Raw genomic sequence first — 16,540 nt, forward strand, 5'->3', positions numbered from 1 at the left:
ATGACTTCCAAGATTCAACTGCTTCCCGATGACGTTGTGCATCTGATTGCGGCGGGTGAAGTAATCGACTCGCTGGCGGCAGTGGTGCGCGAACTGGCAGAAAATGCATTGGATGCAGGCGCAACCCGAATCACCATCTCTATCTGGGCGGAGCGCTGGCGGGTGCGGGTGGCAGATAACGGGGGCGGAATGTCTCTGGCGGATCTGGAGCAGGCAGCTCAGCCCCATAGCACCAGCAAAATTCAGACTAGCCTTGACCTGTGGCAAATCAGCAGTTTGGGGTTTCGGGGCGAGGCGTTGCACAGTCTGGCTCAGCTTGCAGACCTGGAAATTTGCAGCCGTTCTCCTGAAGAAGATGCTGGATGGCGAATCAGCTACAGTCCGCAGGGAGAACCACTCCAGGCAGAAGCGATCGCCCTTGCGCCCGGTACGATCGTCACCGTTAGTAATTTATTCGGCAGATGGCTCCCACGTCGTCAGGGATTGCCGTCTCTGGCTCAGCAGCTGCGCCTGATTCAGCTCACCATCCAGCAGCTTGCCCTGTGTCATCCCCATGTCACCTGGCATGTTGAACAAAACGATCGCCTCTGGTTTGCCATTAGCGGCGGAGCTTCGACTCGTCAGATATTGCCGCAGTTTTTGCGCGATGTGCAGTTAGGCGATTTGCAGGATCTCAAGCTGCATCTGCCCGAAAAGTATGGAGCGGAAGATGCTTTTCTAAACGGTTCGCTCTATTTGCTTGTGGGCTTGCCCGATCGCTGCCATCGCCATCGCCCTGACTGGATCAAAGTTGCGGTGAATGGGCGGACGGTGCGCGTCCCGGAACTGGAGCAGAGCGTTCTTGCCAGCTTTCGGCGGACATTGCCCCGCGATCGGTTTCCGGTGTGCTTTGTGCATCTGCGGCTAACCCCAGAGCAGATCGACTGGAATCGCCACCCCGCCAAAGCAGAAATTTATTTGCATCATCTCGATCGCTGGCAAAAACAAATTATGCAGGCGATCGAGCGGGCACTGCGCCTGAGTGAAGCGACCCTCCCCGATACAGCCTACTCGGCGGCACTGGGACAAATCATCAAAGCAGCAGAAGTAGGCGGTTCCTATGGGAATCTCCAACCCGAACCGGCTCCTGGCTCCCACGAACCCGAACTTCCCCTGATTCCCTTAAAGGCGATCGCCCAAATTCACAAAATGTATGTCCTGGTGGAACATCCGACTGGGGTTTGGCTGGTGGAGCAACACATCGCCCACGAGCGAATTCTCTATGAGCAGTTGTGCAACCACTGGCAGATGGTAACGCTCGATCCGCCCCTGGTGCTCGAAGGACTTTCGCCCGCACAGCTTGAGCAGCTTCAGCGCATTGGCATTGAGACTGAACCCTTTGGCGATCGACTTTGGGCAGTGCGAACCGTTCCCGAAATTTTGGCAGCGCGATCGGACTGTGCGGAGGCGATCGTCGAACTGAGTTTGGGCGGCAATTTGGAAGCGGCACTGGTGGCAACTGCCTGTCGAGCCGCCCTTCGCAACGGCACACCCCTGAGCGAACCCGAAATGCAGCAGCTGATTGACCAGTGGCAGCAAACCCGCCAGCCGCGCACCTGTCCCCACGGTCGCCCGATTTTCCTGCCGCTTGAGGAATCCAGCCTGTCTCGCTTTTTCCGCCGTCACTGGGTAGTTGGCAAGAGTCATGGGATTTGAGGTTGCTTGAGAAGGCTCTGTGCAACCTAACCTCAAAATCTGAATATGATACGGTAATAAAACCGATCGTTTGTACTGCACGGTTATTCATCCAGTTAGCAATGCGGCTGAACTGCTATGGCTCAGAATCGGACTCAGAAATTATTCGATTAAACCCCAATCATGCTCCCTTCCGATCTCCTGCTCCACCGTCACAGCGGCGAAGAACTCCAGCCCAAGCGATTGCCGATCGACAAAAAGCATCTGGCAATGGCGACGGATTTAATTACGGTCTTTCGAGAAGCTAAGGGCAAGCCCCAGAGCGAACTCGATCGCCAGCTTCAGGAACTCGAAGGCGAGAATACTGATTATCGAATCAAGCGCGGTTTGGCTCATTTGCTGCGGGCAGAGGCGTTTAGCACGTTTGAAATTGTCAGTCCGCTCGATCCCCTGGCATTGCGGCAAAAAGTGTTTGCCCTCTCAGCGCGCTCGGCTTCTTTGCCTCAGGCTGCTGACCAGACGCTAGCCACGATCGCCACCCAGCTTAGCCACGAATTGGGCTATGAAGTGCTAACTGATCAAGTGCGATCGGGCTTGTATGCCGACCTGAACGAAAATCGGATTTTGACCCAGTTTGAGCCACCCGAACCCGAAGCCCTGCTGCATCGCTATAACCTATCTCAGGTGCAGGGCGTGTTTTACAAAGCCAGCCAGATTCGGATCAACGCGCACCGCAATGATCCGGGCGAGTACAAGCTGCTGTTTCGCTATCTAAAGTTGTTTGGGCTGATGACTTATATCGAAGGCGATGCCGATCATGGGTTTACGATCGCGATCGACGGTCCCACGAGCTTGTTTAAACCCAGTAACCGCTATGGGCTCGACATTGCCAAGCTGATCCCTGCGCTGCTGCACGTCACCAAATGGAATCTGGCGGCAGATCTGCTGCTAAAAGACCCCTACTCCAAACAGGAAAAGCTGCGGCGGTTTACCCTTGCTGATACCTGCGGGCTGGTGAGCCACTACCCTGCCGGAAAACCCTACGACAGTATGCTGGAATTTTCCTTTGCCGATCGCTGGGATTCGCTCAAGACTGAATGGAAGCTGGAACGCGAAGTTGATCTAATTCCGATTCCCGGCAGCGTCATGATCCCCGACTTTCGCCTGGTTCACCCCGACGGGCGATCGTTCCTATTGGAAATTGTCGGATACTGGCGACCGGAATATCTGCGGAAGAAGTTTTACCAAGTGCGGCAATCAGGACGAGATGATTTGATTCTGGCGATTTCCGAGCGGCTGAATCTAGAGAAAGCAGGCGTAAAATTTACCGATACTCCCGCGCAGCTCATCTGGTTTAAGGACAAGCTGTTGCCCAAGTCGGTTCTGTCGCTTCTGGAGCGCAATGAAGCGGCGGAGTAACTGAATCGCGGATGACCGGCTAGAGCAAATGCAAGGCTTTAGCGATCGGGTAAAGCGGATTTATCGCATTGTCCCCCCAGCCCATTGACGACGGTACAGGTATTTTCAACCAGCATGGCTTGGTATGTAGGCGCAGCAGTTCCTTCACCACCAGAACCCTCAATAAAAAGCGGCTGTTCGGCAACCTGCACTTCGGCACTGCGGGCGACAGACTGAATTAAATTAGGATTGGTCGTCGTGTCAGAGAAAATGGTTTTCACGTCGCTTTCCTTTACTGTATCGACCAGCTCTGCCAATCTTGCAGGCGAAGGTTTTTCCTCGCTACTCAGGCCATCCAGCGCGCCCCTGATTGTCATTCCATACGCTTTTGCGAAGTATTGAAACCCATTGTGAGGAGTCACAATCTGACGAGCAGAATCAGGAACTGTTGTGACCTGAGCCTTGATCCAGTCGTTGATTTGCAAGAGTTCTGCGGTGAGCGTAGCAGTATTCTGCTCAAACTCATTGGCGCGATCGGGCATTAGTTGAGTGAGCTGGTCTTGCACAACTTCAGCAATCTTTATGCCCTTGGTTGCATCGTGCCAGACGTGAGGGTCAGGAGCCTGGGCTTCTCCGGCTTGCGCCTGGGCTTCGCCTTGCTCGTGGTCATGATCTGCTTCGGCATGCGCTTCACCTTCTTCGTGATCGTGCGGCTCTGCCAACAGCGGATTGGGAACGGCTGCTTCGTAAACGGCAACTTTGGAGGCGGGTGTCTGCGTTGCCTGCACAAGGCGAATTAGCTCTGGCTCATAGCTGTAGCCGCCGTACAGCACCAGATCGGCAGTTTCGATCGCCTGTCGATCAGAAGGTGTGGCTTTGTAGGCGTGTGGGTCTTGATCGGGCCGCATCAGGCAGGTAAGGTCGATCGTCTCTTGGGCAATTTGACGAGTCAGATCACAGAGCAGGCTGCTTGTGGCAACCACAGCGGGACGCTCTGCCGAGGAAGAGTTTGCGGTAGCCGCAGGATTTGTTTCAGCTTGCTGAGCCGCAGGAGTGCATCCACTAAAGCCGACCGCGAAGCACATCGCAATTAGCCCACGAGCGGATCGCGCCTTTTGCCTGCATGGAATCTTCGATCGAGATTGAGTCAGTGGGGCATCAGCAGACATCTCTGAACCTCCGGTTTACCTTAAACGACAGTTGATCTTCTGTTTGACAGGTGTGAGAATGAAAATGATTCTCATAATCTTTTACTTGTCATGCTAGAGGTGCAGCGAGTTTCTGTCAATTACCGGGGAGCGGGAGCACTGGAAGATGTGTCGATGAGGCTCGCTCCCGGTGAGTTAGTGGGGTTGATTGGTCCCAATGGAGCGGGCAAAAGTACCCTGATCAAAGCGATTCTGGGACTGGTTCCTCTGCAAACGGGGCGGGTGCTGCTGGGCGGAATGCCGCTTCGTCGCCAGCGAAACCAGGTTGCTTACGTGCCGCAACGATCGCAAATTGATTGGGACTATCCCATTACTGCCTGGAATGTGGTGATGATGGCACATACGGCAACGGCAGGCTGGTTTCGTCGTCCGGCTCCTCAGGCAGCGCGGCAGACCGAGGTAGCACTGGCCCAGGTGGATATGCTGCATCTCAAGCATCGGCAGATCGGCGAACTTTCTGGCGGACAGCAGCAGCGCGTATTTCTGGCGCGTGCCCTGGCTCAGCAAGCCGAAATTTTCCTGCTAGACGAACCCTTTGCCGGGATTGACAAAAAAACAGAGGCAATTATGCTGCGCGTGTTTACCGAGCTAAAGCGGCAGGGCAAAATGCTGCTTATTTGCAGCCACGAATGGGGAGATGCACTGCACCGCTACGATCGCCTCCTGCTGCTCAACCAGCGACTTCTGGCAGACGACCAGCCCCAGGCAGTCATGACCCTCGAAAATATCCAGCGCGCCTACGGGGAAAATTTGCAGGGCGATCGGTCACGGCGATCGGAGGTTCCCTTTTTCTGTTGAACTGCTGAATCACGACTAAATCACGGCTGAACCGTTGCTAAACCTAAACCGTGTCAGAAGTGGTAGAGCTTTTGCGATCGCGGATTAATCTAAAAGGAGACCCTCACACTAAAAGCATCATAAAACGCTACCCCCCATTCACTCTCCATGCTTTCCCTGCTGCTCGAACCGCTAAACTACGACTTCATGCGCTGCGCGATCGTCATCAGCGTTCTCGTCGGCATTCTCTGTCCGATCGTCGGTTCCTATCTGATTGTGCAGCGAATGGCACTGCTAGGAGACGTAATTGCCCATGCGGTTTTGCCGGGGTTAGCGATCGCTCAATTTATTGGCATTGAGATGCTGATCGGTGCGTTTATTTTTGGAATTTTGAGTGCTTTTGTGATTGCCTGGATTCGATCGCAGTCGCGGGTGTCGGTTGACGCGGCGATGGCAATTACGTTCGCCAGTTTCTTTGGCTTGGGAATTACGCTGCTGACGCTATTTCAGAGTCGGTTAGATTTGCTTGATCTGCTATTCGGCGATATTTTAAGTGTCACTTGGAGCGATGTAGGGCGAACTGCGATCATTAGCCTTGTAATTCTCGTTTGTATCAAACTTTTTTATAAAGAACTATTGTTTTTTACGTTTGATCGAGTGGGTGCAGAAGCGTCTGGGTTGCCTGTGCAGTGGATTAATCTAGGCATGATGGCAGGTATCACGCTGGCTCTGATTGCAGGAATGAGAATTGTTGGTGTGATTCTGGTGGTGTCGCTGATGGTCGGTCCGGCAACGACCGCTTATTTGTTGGTGAAAGAGCTGCACTGGATGATGATTCTTGGAGCGGCGATCGGCGTGTTTGCCAGCGTCTCGGGAATGTACACCAGCTATTTTCTGGATTTGCCTTCAGGCCCGACGATCGCGCTGATTGTGTTCGCGCTATTTTTGCTGGCATTGCTGTTTAGCCCCACGCAGGGTATCGTGATCCGCAAGCTGCGATCGACCTCAGCAAAACGCTCTATCTAACACCAGGATTCGCCCAAAAGATAAGCGAAAACAGGCTAAGATCAAAGCGCGATTTGTGAGCAAAAGGCAGCAGAATGGGTATGGAAAATACGGCTTGGCTGGACTGGACAATCGGCGGTCTGGCGATCGTAATTTTGATAGGAGGATTGGCAATGCTGTTCGGTGGTGTAGGTGCAATGAACCGCAAGTAAGAGCGCGGAAAAAAATTGCTCTGGTTGAATCAATCTCCCCTGGTGGGGCTAGCGTTTACTGTCCTTGCTGAACTGTCCCTGTTGACATGAGTTTGCGTGATTGTCAACGCTTCTTCATCTGTCAATTGATAGAGATGTGCAATCCGCTGATCTATCTGGAGATCGATTTTTGTATTAGATTTTGTGGATCGATCGACTGTATTTTGCAATCGTTCACTGATGCTTGTCTGAGCTAAATCGATGATTTCTGCGTAGATCTCACGGTCGATCGATTGGGTAGGGTCGGGGAGATAAATGGGCAGAGATTTAAGCTGTGCAGTGCCGATTCGCAAATAACCACTCTGAAGCTGATTTCCGCTCGCGCGATCGCGCAAATAGGCAGTGAGTAAACGGCTGTTCAGTAATGCCAGCACATATCGCCAGTCGATCGATTGGGGAATTCCCAGAATAATACAGGTTGATTTGCCTGCTAGCAGGGTTCCTGTCGCATCCAGCAAGCATTCTAGCTGCTGTGAGAGCCCAGCAACGATAATTTTGGGTTGGCGTGCCTGCTGCTGCCGTCTTGCCGTGAGATAGTGCAGTCGATCGCTGCTTAGAATTGGGTGCTGATAAATTTGTCCCAGATAGCGAGTTGGCTTTTTGCCCCACTGTAGGCAGTAGCGATCGATCGTGCCGCTATTTACAAAGCGAAAATGCTCTGGGGCAGGCGTTGCGCAATTTTGTAGCCAGGGTTGCAGCGCATAAGCTTCCGCGACTGTAGCGGCTCCGTAGACTTGGGCGATCGATCCCAGGGTAGGCAATTGCTGCAATCGCTGCATTAAACGAGCGTGAACCGCAGACTCGGCGAACTGCCAGCAGGCTTCAGGGCTTTCTGCATTCTGGTTGAGCCAGCCCGATCGCTGCACCTGCGTCAGATTTGCCATGACCTCGTAGCGCACCGGGGTTTTATTCGGCGGTGATTCCTTCTGCACCATATACACCAGTGGGTAAACTGATGCTGCAAAGACCGGAACCTGAGCATAGTCGCGAATCAGCAGCAATCGGTGTTGCATCAAGAGCGATCGCGCCTGTGCCGCGTAGGGAGCCGATGCCAGCTTATTGGGCACAATCAAACTCGTAATACCCCCCGATCGACAGAGCATTAACGCCTTCTCGATAAAGACGCAAAATAAATCCCAGTTGCCGATCGCTGTTTGATAGTGGGTCGCGCAATAGGTGCGCCAAGTCGGACAGGAGAGCATCATCTGCTCTGAATCTAGATAGGGCGGATTGCCAATCACTCCACCAAATCCTCCCGATCGCATTACTGCTGGAAAGGCAGTTTCCCAGTTCAGCGGATGGGTTGCACGATCGAGTTTTGCTGTTTCACGAGTTCTCTTTTGGAGAGAAATTGCATCTTCATCGAGTAAGGCATTACCAATTTTTAGATTGGCGTTTAGGTTAGGCAGTGGATCAGGTGGCGTATTGTCTAGCCCGATCGCGCCTTCGAGCAGTTTCAGCCACAGCGAAATCTGGGTGATTGTGACGGCTTCCGGATCGAGATCTACGCCATAGATGCAGTGCTGCAAAATCTGCTGACGGGCTGCCCAGGACAGTTGCCATTCACCTGATTTGTTTCGCCTGAGCAGGTCATGCCCGGTTGGATAATGGTTGACCACCTGTTGAAGCTGCCAATTCAGCAAAACTTGATAGGCCTCCAGCAGAAAAGCACCACCGCCACAGGCAGGGTCAAGTAAACGCGGCAGGGAACAAACGGTTTGCACATCAGCCAATGCTTTAGAGGATTCGAGCAATCGATCGATCGTCTGCTGCACGATAAACTGCACGATCGGCGCAGGGGTGTAGTAAATGCCTTGAGATTTACGCTGAGAAGAACGAACAGGAGAATCCTTCAATAAGGTTTCGTAAATCTGTCCTAACAAATGAGTGGAACAAAGTGAATACAAATCCTCTAATTGGTGAAGACGACCAATGATCGATCGCAGCAGTCGATCGGTTAACGGCAGATCGGGTTCAAGCTCCAGCGCAACGGGTAAGCTAGCAAAATGGGGCTGTACCGATCGCCACAGTTCTACCAAACGGGAATAGAGCCGATCGCCCTGCTGCAACTGCCCGAGGGATTCGGGTTGCGATTTGAGCGGGGATAGCTTGCCCGGATGAAACCGTTGATCTGAAGCGAAGCCTGATGAACCCTGATTTTGCTGCTCCAGCAGCCGTAGCACAAACAGAATCAGGATGAGATGTCGCGGAGCTTTAGCGTGAGCGGGACTTTCTAATTGAAGGCTAAGTTCGGTGGAAATGGCTTTTTGCCATGCCCGAATTTGCTTAAGTAGAGCAGTGATTTGAGGATTTTGGCGCATTTTTAAAGGCGGCGAGGCTTCTTAAAATCATGGCAAAGATTCGTTGAGCGCGGCGCATTAGCCTCCATAATCAAGTTGATAGAATTTAAGGGAAATCGCTTCGCCCCCGTGAAGCCAGGCAACGACTCAGGCAAAAATTAGATCCCGATTTAGATCCCAATTCAGGCAACCATTCAAAAGGACGATCGTAAATGCTGGAGGAATTCCAATCCGACATGGCTCCTACTTCTGCACAGCCGCTCACTCTGGCGGTAGACATTGGCGGCAGTGGGGTGAAAGTGATGATCTTAGATCCAGCAGGCAACCCGCTTTCAGAGCGCGATCGGCTAGACACGCCTGCACCCGCAACGCCTGACTCGGTTTTGCGGGCAATTCGGCAGCTTGCACAAGACAAATCATTCGATCGCGTGTCGGTGGGCTTTCCGGGGGTCGTGCGGCAGGGGACGTGCTACACGGCGGCAAATCTGGATAGCGGCTGGCTTGGCTTCAATTTGGGCAAAGCGTTGTCTGAAGCGTTGGGCAAACCTGTGCGCGTGATTAATGATGCTGATATGCAGGGATATGGGGCGATCGAAGGGCAGGGCGTTGAACTGATGATGACGCTGGGAACTGGAACCGGCTTTGCTTTGTTTATCAACGGTATCCTTGTGCCCAATTTGGAACTCGGACATCATCCCTTTCGCAAAGGCGAGACTTACGAGCAGCAGCTTGGACGAGCCGCCCTTGACGACATTGGTAAGAAACGCTGGAACGAACGGCTCCAAAAGGCGATCGCCACTCTGAGCCATGCGTTTAACTACGATCGGCTATATCTGGGCGGCGGCAATGCCAAAAAAATCGAGATTACACTGCCTGAGAATGTGACGATCGTGCCAAATGTGAACGGACTGCTGGGGGGAATTGCTTTGTGGAAGGACTAGGGCAGGAGCACGATGCTGGGAAGAACTGAGTTAACTCCGCTCATGCTCAAAGTCCCTCAGTTTTGGGGAATTTAGGGGGCTGAAGAGTTTTGAAAACCAATCAGAAAACTTGTGTCTACACGATCGCCCCAGTTAAAACATTAGAGCTTCTAGAGTTTAGAGCTTCTGGAGCTTCTCAAACCCCTTTATAACTGCTGCTGCGATCGAGCTAGAAACTGCTGTACGATTTCGATTGGAATACTCACGCCCTGTCCGGTGCTTTCCTGAATGGCACGGTTCACGCCGATCACTTCGCCTTTGTTGTTAAGCAGTGGACCGCCACTATTGCCCGGATACAAAAAGCCGCTTGGGGTACGGATGCACTGACGATCGAGGGCACGACTGCCGCAGAGACTATCCGTTCGCATCACCTGTGCTTGGCTCATTTTCCAGTGGGTTCCCATCGGTGAGCCGATCGCATAAACGGTATCCCCTGTCTGAACGTCTTTGGTGCTATCTGCCAGGTTTGCGGTGGGCAGCCCGTTTGCGCCCTCAATTTGCACCAGAGCCAGATCGATCGCCGGATCGCTGATGATTACCCGTCCCGCAAATTTGCGTCCGTCTGCCAGATGTATGGTGGGCGTAGGGTTATTGGCAGTCACATGATGGTTGGTTAGCACTAAGCCATCCGATCGCAAAATAATTCCTGCTGCGGGGGCATAGCCGCTGTCTACGTGAATCCAGAGTTCGACGGTGAAGGGCTTGGCGTTGGCGTAAAGGGTGCTTGAGTCCAGCACAACAAGCGGATCAGCATCTTTGCCGCGTAGCCAACTGGGCAGCAATCCCTTAATTTGTGACCAGTTTGGAAACGGTGAGCCTGCATCGGAATCGCCATGGGGGGACGGTGGGCGATTAGGACTTCGGACAGAACGATTTGGATTAGGCTGGAAAGTTGCTTGGGGAGTGTCTGAGAAATTGGATTCAGCCAGCGACCTTCCGGGCGGCTGCGTGGCAAGCCGATTGCCTCCTGCTCGATCGCGGATTAGAAACGCTTGCAGTGCCTGATCGCGGCCAAGTCCAGCCATCAGCGATTGTGGATCCGCACTTGCGTTTTCCATACCAGACGGAGTGATGCCACTAAGACTGGAAGTTTGCTGACGTTGGCGATAAGCAATTCGCCGTCGAGTGACTTCGATCGCTGCTTGCTGGGGATTAGGCGATAAGGCTGCCAGGAAAGATCTGCCGTCTTCTGTACCAAAGGCAAGCATCGTGTCCAGACAGGCAATGTCGAGCGGCGCGATATAGCTGCCACAGTTTCCCTGCTGCCAATAGGTTTGATAAATTGCTTCCACTTCCGACGGCTGAAGATTGGCGATCGGCTGCGGCGGCTGTCCCTGCGACTGTCTCCAGCGATCGTACTGTGCCTGAGTAATGCCTTCCCTGGTTTGACTGCTGGGATCAATCTGCTGCGATAACCCGGTAACAGCTTGAAAGGCATTTTCAAAACCCGCCAGACGAGGCGAAGCAGCCCCCCCCCTGGGGTAATCGGCAGCAGCAGGCGCGTCAGCGGTTGGACGATTTAATTCATTCTGCGAAGCGGAAAAATTGCCTTGCAACAGCCGGGGCAACACCAAAGCAACGGGTAGCCATACGACTGCCATCAGCAGCCAGGAATTTGACTGAGGTTTGCGTCTGCGAGGACGGCGAGGACGGCGCGGCTTTGCTTGCATAATCACCAGCATACGCGAGACTCAGGTAATTCAGGCACCCTTTAAAGCCTAGATAATTGCCATCAGACTAAATTAAGTGCCTTCAGTTGATGCATTGAACGGGACGACTGCCTGCCGGATAGCTCGGAAGCGGGGCAATTTGCGGGTAATGATTGAGGCTTAGCGGGCTGCAACGGTTTACCCCCACCCCAAACCCACCCCCAGACCTACTTTCCGATCGCCCTCCTCTTTCCCAAAACTTTCCAGAATCAAAATCAATTCAATCTCCATCCAATTTCCTGGAGCAAATTCAAATTTCATCCTGAGCGAGCGTGGCGATCGACGGATATCGTTTGAAACGCCTTCCTCACGCTGCATCCATTATTTCTTGCTTCGGTATAAAAAATGGCTACATCCAGATATCGTCATTCGGGTTGGGCTGGGCTAAAGCTGGCGATTGGGCTGCTGGCGGTCGGACAGACGACGATCGGGCTGCTGTTAGTAAACAATCTGGCACGAGCCGATGAGTCAGAGCATGAACCGTTTCGACGGGCGACGATGAATCGATCGATCGGATCAGATCGTGAGAGCCAGCTCGAAAATTATCAGAACCAAATACACGACATGGTCGTCGATCAAAAGCTGAAAGAATCCCCTCCTGACAGCCAACTTCGCGACCTGGCAACTCAAAATACGCTGGAACTGCTCAACCGACTGGACGGACAGCGCAAAGGACAGCTCATTCGGTTTCTGCTGGAGTCGAATCTGATTACCAGCGATGAGGCAATTATTCTGCTGGCGGGCGCAGATCTGAGCAATGCAGATTTAACGGGTTCCAGCCTGCCCAACGTAGACTTAAGCGGCGCGAATCTGAGTGAGGCAAAGCTGAGCCGCACCAATTTCAGCGGGGCAAAGCTATTTCGGGCAAATTTGGGGCGATCGGATTTGACCTTTGCCAATTTAAGCAATGCGGCTCTGTTTCGCAGCAACCTGAGCAACGCCCGCCTGTTTTTCTCGAACTTGAGCAGTGCCGACCTCAGCGGGGCAGATCTGACTTCTGCAGATGTCTCGCTCAGCAATTTAAGCAACGCTAAACTCAGCAACGCAACCCTGATTCAGGCAAATCTCTCCTATGCCAACCTTAATCGGGCAAATCTTGGAGCTGCCAAGCTGAGCGAAGCCAATCTCGCGTTTGCCACCCTGCCGCAAGCCACCCTCACCGGCGCGAATCTCAGCAGCGCAAACCTGCAAAACGCCGACCTCAGCCAGGCAAACCTGAGCGGAGCCAGCCTTCAGGGAGCGAATCTGACTGGGGCAAATCTGCGAGGTGCAAACCTGACGGGCACGAACCTGAACGGTGCAACCTTTAGAAATACAACGATGCCCGACGGCTCGATTCGCAATCAGTAGACCTGCTGGGAAAATTGCGTTTTATTCGTAACGATGGGGGCGATCGCGATCATAAAATCTCTTGCAGGAATCGAAAATTCCCCGCATCCCCCAGTCCCTCCTCCCAGCAGGGACGAAGAAAAGCAAAACGATCGAGCATGAGTCAGGTGAAGTTTAAGGTTTCTCTCTCAGGGTGGGCGAGACATTTAGGGAGAGGGCAAGCATTGATGCAGAAGGTCGAATCATTAACCTCGCAAAAATCAGCTTAGCGAGAAGACATATCCTCCGATCGCTGTTCCCAATCGCTGCACGTCTCGGTTTCGACTCCGTAAGGGTGCATCCCGCAAACCAGATAATTGCCGTTGTAGGTACGTCCGTGAAAATGAAGACAGCCGCGACAGGCTTTGGGCATCGGCGGATGTCGGCGCAGGCGTTCCTGATTCATCCGTCTCAGCATCAAAACATAAGCCCTTGCCTCCGCAGCCCTGGCTTTGCGCTCTCGCTCTTCGTCAAGCAGCAGCCGCGTAGTTGTAAAGCCAAACGCACTTGAACTGACGATCGCCCCGCCAAGCTGCAAGGTGGGATTGTCAGTCTGCGCCATAAAATAAATTGTCATTCCTGCTGCAATTCCGCTCAGGATGACTTTGCCAATCATGATCCCTATTACTTAGATGCGAAGTTGATACCCGGATGAGGCGAGTAGTTTTTGGAAGGTATGAATCAAATTTAATTCATCCCTTTTCTGCCGCCATATGCATTTGGGGTAATTTAGAGTAGATTTTTTCTTTCTCCCTACCCCTTCTGAAAAATTGGCTCAAGAGTCTGCCGATAAGCCGTCCATGCCGCCAGTGCATCGCGATTGGACTGGGCACGAAGCTGCATCAGTGCCACACCATCCTCAAAATCAATCATTCCATAGCGGCGATCCAGCAAGGTTGAAACCCAGTCTGCGGTGGTTTTAAGGGTTTGGCGATAGTCAGCAAAGGCAGGCTCATACTGCTGCAAATACCACAGATCCGCCACAGCATATTGGACGCGAATCACCTCGCGATCGTCATTCCGCAGCCGAGTTCCGGGAAACCGCTGTGCCTCTCGACGGTTCGACAAATGCGCCACGATATGGTCAGTTGCCGTTACGCTGGCATCGGGCGGAATCTGCGTTAGAAGCGATCGAATTGCCTGACTGTGTTCTGCCTGCCGCACTGGAGAAACATAGACCCATGGCTGAAACGAATCAGGAATTAGAAACGACAGAACCCGATTCGGGTTTGAAGTGACGGTAAACAGCAGCGACAGCGCAATGCAAAACGCCCAGAAGCGACGAAACCTCAGCTTTCTAAATAAATCCGGGTGCTGCGTCCACCACAAAATTGCGCCATAAAACAGTCCCGGAACCAGAGTCATGGCATAGCGTAAATGCAGCGACAAAGCCGTGATGTCTTCCCGTTGCAGCAGCGTTTTGGTCATCGGCAGCCCCGCCAGCAACCACGCACTCGGCGACAGAATCGGAATAAACGCGAGCGGCAACCACTGCCCCAGCAAATAGCGCAGCGTTCGATCGATCGGCGTTACCAGTTCCACCAGTAGCCGCCAGGGATTGCTAATGATCGCCCACAGCACTTGCAGCGTTGAGGCTTCCCGATCGCCCACAAACTGCCCAAACTGCTCGATCATAAAGCGATCGGAAATGTCCCGCGAGATCATCGGCATGATCACGTTGGTGAGCGTCACTACATAAATCACGCTCATCACACAAAGCACAATCCCGATTCGGGGAAATCGCCGATTGGCAATCCCAAAAGCCCCAATGCCAAACAGCAAAATGCCGCTATCTTCCCGCACCAGCAAAATCAGCACTGACAGCAAAGCGATCAGCCACCAGCGACGCTTTTCTAACGCCCAAAACAAGCCAAAACTGTAGAGCGGAATCTGGCAAATATCGTGAAAGTTTGCAGCCGTAGGGCTAATGACCGCGATCGCCGCATAGTAACTTCCCGCAATCCAGGCAGAAAGCTGCGGCGGGTGATAGTGCCGTGCCAGCGCATACAGCACCAGTCCGGCGAGCGTCACCATCGTTACCTGAAGCACCGACAGGCCTGCCGGAGACGGAAACAGCGCGTACCAGGGCAACCACAGCAGCAACGCGGGCGTAAAGTGCTGCCCCAATCGTCGATAGGTTACGTCGGGCACGTCGCCCTGCATCACGGCAACCGACTCGGTAGACGACAGCGAACTTTCAAACCAGCGCCCGTGTAAGTTATTCCAGAACACCTGATTAAAGATGCCTTGGTCGAATGAAACGTAGGTTGGATAAAAATTAAAATATCGCTGTAATGCCAACCCACAGCAAACGATCCAGAAAGCGATCGCGATCATCAAAACCAGCCGCAACTGGGGTTCTTTTTGCCACAGATTTGTCTGCGGCTTTTGTTGCGACTTTTTCTGCAACTTTCTCTGCGACAGTCTTTTTCGCCACCAATTCTGCATGAACCCAATCTACATGAGAGGTTGCCAATGCTCTAGTCATTACCCTCTCATGTCTGACGCATCGAGTCCAGGGCAGAATGTCTAGAACCGGATGATTCCGTAATATGCGCCGGCTGCGATCGCCAGAAGCGTCAATACCCCGATCGAGGTGCTGACCAAAAACAGAAAAGAGGGCTTCTTCCCAAGCGGCTGCTCGCTGTCATGCAATACGCCTGCGGGTTGCTTCTGTACCGGATCTTGCTGAACTGCCATCGCTTTTTGTCCTGACGAAACATCTCCCTGATTTTCCCGCCCTGCCTAGTGAATCACATCTGGCAGCAGGACTACCTGCAAAGATAGATCTCGCTAGAAACTGATGGGGGTGGAGGGACTTGAACCCTCACGACTTTATCGGTCAACGGATTTTAAGTCCGCAGCGTCTACCATTCCGCCACACCCCCGTGGCTTACTGCGTTAAAAGTAGATTCAACAGCAGCAAATTACAGACCTTTGATTGTATCCGATCTCTTGCGATTCCAGCAGATTTTCTCACCTTCTGCAACAGACCTTCTCTGGAATCCTTGATTGGCAAGCGTGGTACTGTAAACATTTGAAACGAACTTTGAAACGATCGGAATCCAGGTCATGTCCCTTCCCCATCAAATCGTTCTGATTACCGGAGCCAGTAGCGGCATTGGTGCTGCCTGTGCAGAAGTCTTCGCGGCTGCGAACGCCCGACTGATTCTGACAGCGCGACGAGTCGATCGCCTGGAAACCCTCGCGGCAACCCTAAAGGCACAGTACGGTACTGAGGCTCACCTAATCTCGCTGGATGTGCGCGATCGTCCTCAAGTAGAAGCTGTGATTCAAGCTCTGCCGGATCCATGGAAGGCGATCGATATCCTGGTGAACAACGCAGGCTTAAGTCGGGGCTTGAGTAAACTCCAGGAGGGTGAGATTCAAGACTGGGAAGAAATGATCGATACCAACGTTAAAGGCTTGCTATACATCACTCGTGCTGTGCTTCCGGGAATGGTGCAGCGTCAGCGCGGGCACGTTATCAATATCGGCTCGGTTGCCGGACATCAGGTGTATCCCGGAGGAAATGTCTACTGCGCGACCAAAGCCGCTGTGCGATCGCTCACCGAATCTTTAAAGATTGATTTATTGGGAACACCTGTGCGAATTAGCTCAGTCGATCCGGGGATGGTCGAAACTGAGTTTAGCGAAGTGCGGTTTCGAGGCGATGCAGAAAGGGCAAAGCGCGTTTACCAGGACACAATTCCACTTACTGCCAAAGATATCGCAGACGTTGTTTTGTTTTGTGCAACCCGCCCGCCCCATGTAAATATCAGCGAAGTGCTTGTCATGCCCACTGACCAGGCAACTCCGACAATGGTGCATCGTCGATCGTGAGGATGGCTTGAAATTCAAGCGTTTTTC

At 52.9% G+C, this 16,540-nt stretch carries 14 protein-coding genes and 1 tRNA gene; 8 read left to right on the plus strand and 7 right to left on the minus strand.

Annotated features, from left to right (window positions below):
- Window positions 1-1,695, plus strand: a complete 1,695-nt coding sequence (gene mutL / locus NDI45_RS20185; protein WP_190791524.1) for a DNA mismatch repair endonuclease MutL — start codon at window positions 1-3, stop codon at window positions 1,693-1,695.
- A gap of 162 nt (window positions 1,696-1,857) precedes the next feature.
- Window positions 1,858-3,093 (plus strand): DUF790 family protein, encoded by a 1,236-nt coding sequence (locus NDI45_RS20190; RefSeq protein ID WP_348248452.1) that lies wholly within the window; start codon window positions 1,858-1,860, stop codon window positions 3,091-3,093.
- Window positions 3,094-3,131: 38 nt separating this feature from the next.
- Here the strand turns inward: NDI45_RS20190 and NDI45_RS20195 are convergent, their stop codons facing one another.
- The gene (locus NDI45_RS20195; RefSeq protein WP_348248453.1) at window positions 3,132-4,241 is read right to left on the minus strand and encodes a zinc ABC transporter substrate-binding protein; all 1,110 of its coding nucleotides are present in this window, start codon (window positions 4,239-4,241) and stop codon (window positions 3,132-3,134) included.
- Window positions 4,242-4,331: 90 nt separating this feature from the next.
- Here NDI45_RS20195 and NDI45_RS20200 point away from each other — a divergent pair, with 90 nt between their 5' ends.
- The 3 genes from NDI45_RS20200 to NDI45_RS20210 all read left to right on the plus strand — a co-directional run bounded on the left by NDI45_RS20200 (window position 4,332) and on the right by NDI45_RS20210 (window position 6,274).
- Window positions 4,332-5,078, plus strand: a complete 747-nt coding sequence (locus NDI45_RS20200; RefSeq protein ID WP_348248454.1) for a metal ABC transporter ATP-binding protein — start codon at window positions 4,332-4,334, stop codon at window positions 5,076-5,078.
- 147 nt (window positions 5,079-5,225) lie between these two features.
- Entirely contained in the window at window positions 5,226-6,083 is an 858-nt protein-coding gene (locus NDI45_RS20205) for a metal ABC transporter permease (protein ID WP_190791132.1), read from the plus strand.
- Window positions 6,084-6,163: 80 nt separating this feature from the next.
- The gene (locus NDI45_RS20210) at window positions 6,164-6,274 is read left to right on the plus strand and encodes an NAD synthetase (protein ID WP_190791131.1); all 111 of its coding nucleotides are present in this window, start codon (window positions 6,164-6,166) and stop codon (window positions 6,272-6,274) included.
- 29 nt (window positions 6,275-6,303) lie between these two features.
- On the opposite strand, the gene NDI45_RS20215 is transcribed toward NDI45_RS20210, so the two are convergent.
- Window positions 6,304-8,634 carry an N-6 DNA methylase gene (locus NDI45_RS20215; RefSeq protein WP_348248455.1) on the minus strand — a complete coding sequence of 777 codons (2,331 nt, stop codon included), beginning with the start codon at window positions 8,632-8,634 and terminating at the stop codon, window positions 6,304-6,306.
- Window positions 8,635-8,849: 215 nt separating this feature from the next.
- Here NDI45_RS20215 and NDI45_RS20220 point away from each other — a divergent pair, with 215 nt between their 5' ends.
- Window positions 8,850-9,554: an ROK family protein gene (locus NDI45_RS20220; protein WP_348248456.1), complete on the plus strand. Its 705-nt coding sequence runs from the start codon at window positions 8,850-8,852 to the stop codon at window positions 9,552-9,554.
- Window positions 9,555-9,739: 185 nt separating this feature from the next.
- Here the strand turns inward: NDI45_RS20220 and NDI45_RS20225 are convergent, their stop codons facing one another.
- Window positions 9,740-11,275 (minus strand): trypsin-like peptidase domain-containing protein, encoded by a 1,536-nt coding sequence (locus NDI45_RS20225; protein ID WP_348248457.1) that lies wholly within the window; start codon window positions 11,273-11,275, stop codon window positions 9,740-9,742.
- 372 nt (window positions 11,276-11,647) lie between these two features.
- Here NDI45_RS20225 and NDI45_RS20230 point away from each other — a divergent pair, with 372 nt between their 5' ends.
- Window positions 11,648-12,652, plus strand: a complete 1,005-nt coding sequence (locus NDI45_RS20230; RefSeq protein ID WP_348248458.1) for a pentapeptide repeat-containing protein — start codon at window positions 11,648-11,650, stop codon at window positions 12,650-12,652.
- Between the two features lie 244 nt (window positions 12,653-12,896).
- Here the strand turns inward: NDI45_RS20230 and NDI45_RS20235 are convergent, their stop codons facing one another.
- The 4 genes from NDI45_RS20235 to NDI45_RS20250 form a co-directional block, all read right to left on the minus strand.
- Complete coding sequence (locus NDI45_RS20235) at window positions 12,897-13,286, minus strand: hypothetical protein (protein ID WP_190792450.1); 390 nt, start codon at window positions 13,284-13,286, stop codon at window positions 12,897-12,899.
- Between the two features lie 137 nt (window positions 13,287-13,423).
- Complete coding sequence (locus tag NDI45_RS20240) at window positions 13,424-15,079, minus strand: DUF2079 domain-containing protein (protein WP_348248459.1); 1,656 nt, start codon at window positions 15,077-15,079, stop codon at window positions 13,424-13,426.
- 120 nt (window positions 15,080-15,199) lie between these two features.
- Window positions 15,200-15,370 (minus strand): hypothetical protein, encoded by a 171-nt coding sequence (locus NDI45_RS20245; RefSeq protein WP_190792452.1) that lies wholly within the window; start codon window positions 15,368-15,370, stop codon window positions 15,200-15,202.
- 104 nt (window positions 15,371-15,474) lie between these two features.
- Window positions 15,475-15,558: transfer RNA gene (locus tag NDI45_RS20250), tRNA-Leu, on the minus strand.
- Window positions 15,559-15,742: 184 nt separating this feature from the next.
- Here NDI45_RS20250 and NDI45_RS20255 point away from each other — a divergent pair.
- Window positions 15,743-16,513, plus strand: a complete 771-nt coding sequence (locus NDI45_RS20255; protein ID WP_190792453.1) for an SDR family oxidoreductase — start codon at window positions 15,743-15,745, stop codon at window positions 16,511-16,513.
- Window positions 16,514-16,540 lie beyond the last annotated feature (27 nt).

The sequence above is a fragment of the Leptolyngbya sp. GB1-A1 genome (assembly GCF_039962475.1).
GTDB lineage: Bacteria > Cyanobacteriota > Cyanobacteriia > Elainellales > Elainellaceae > Leptolyngbya_A.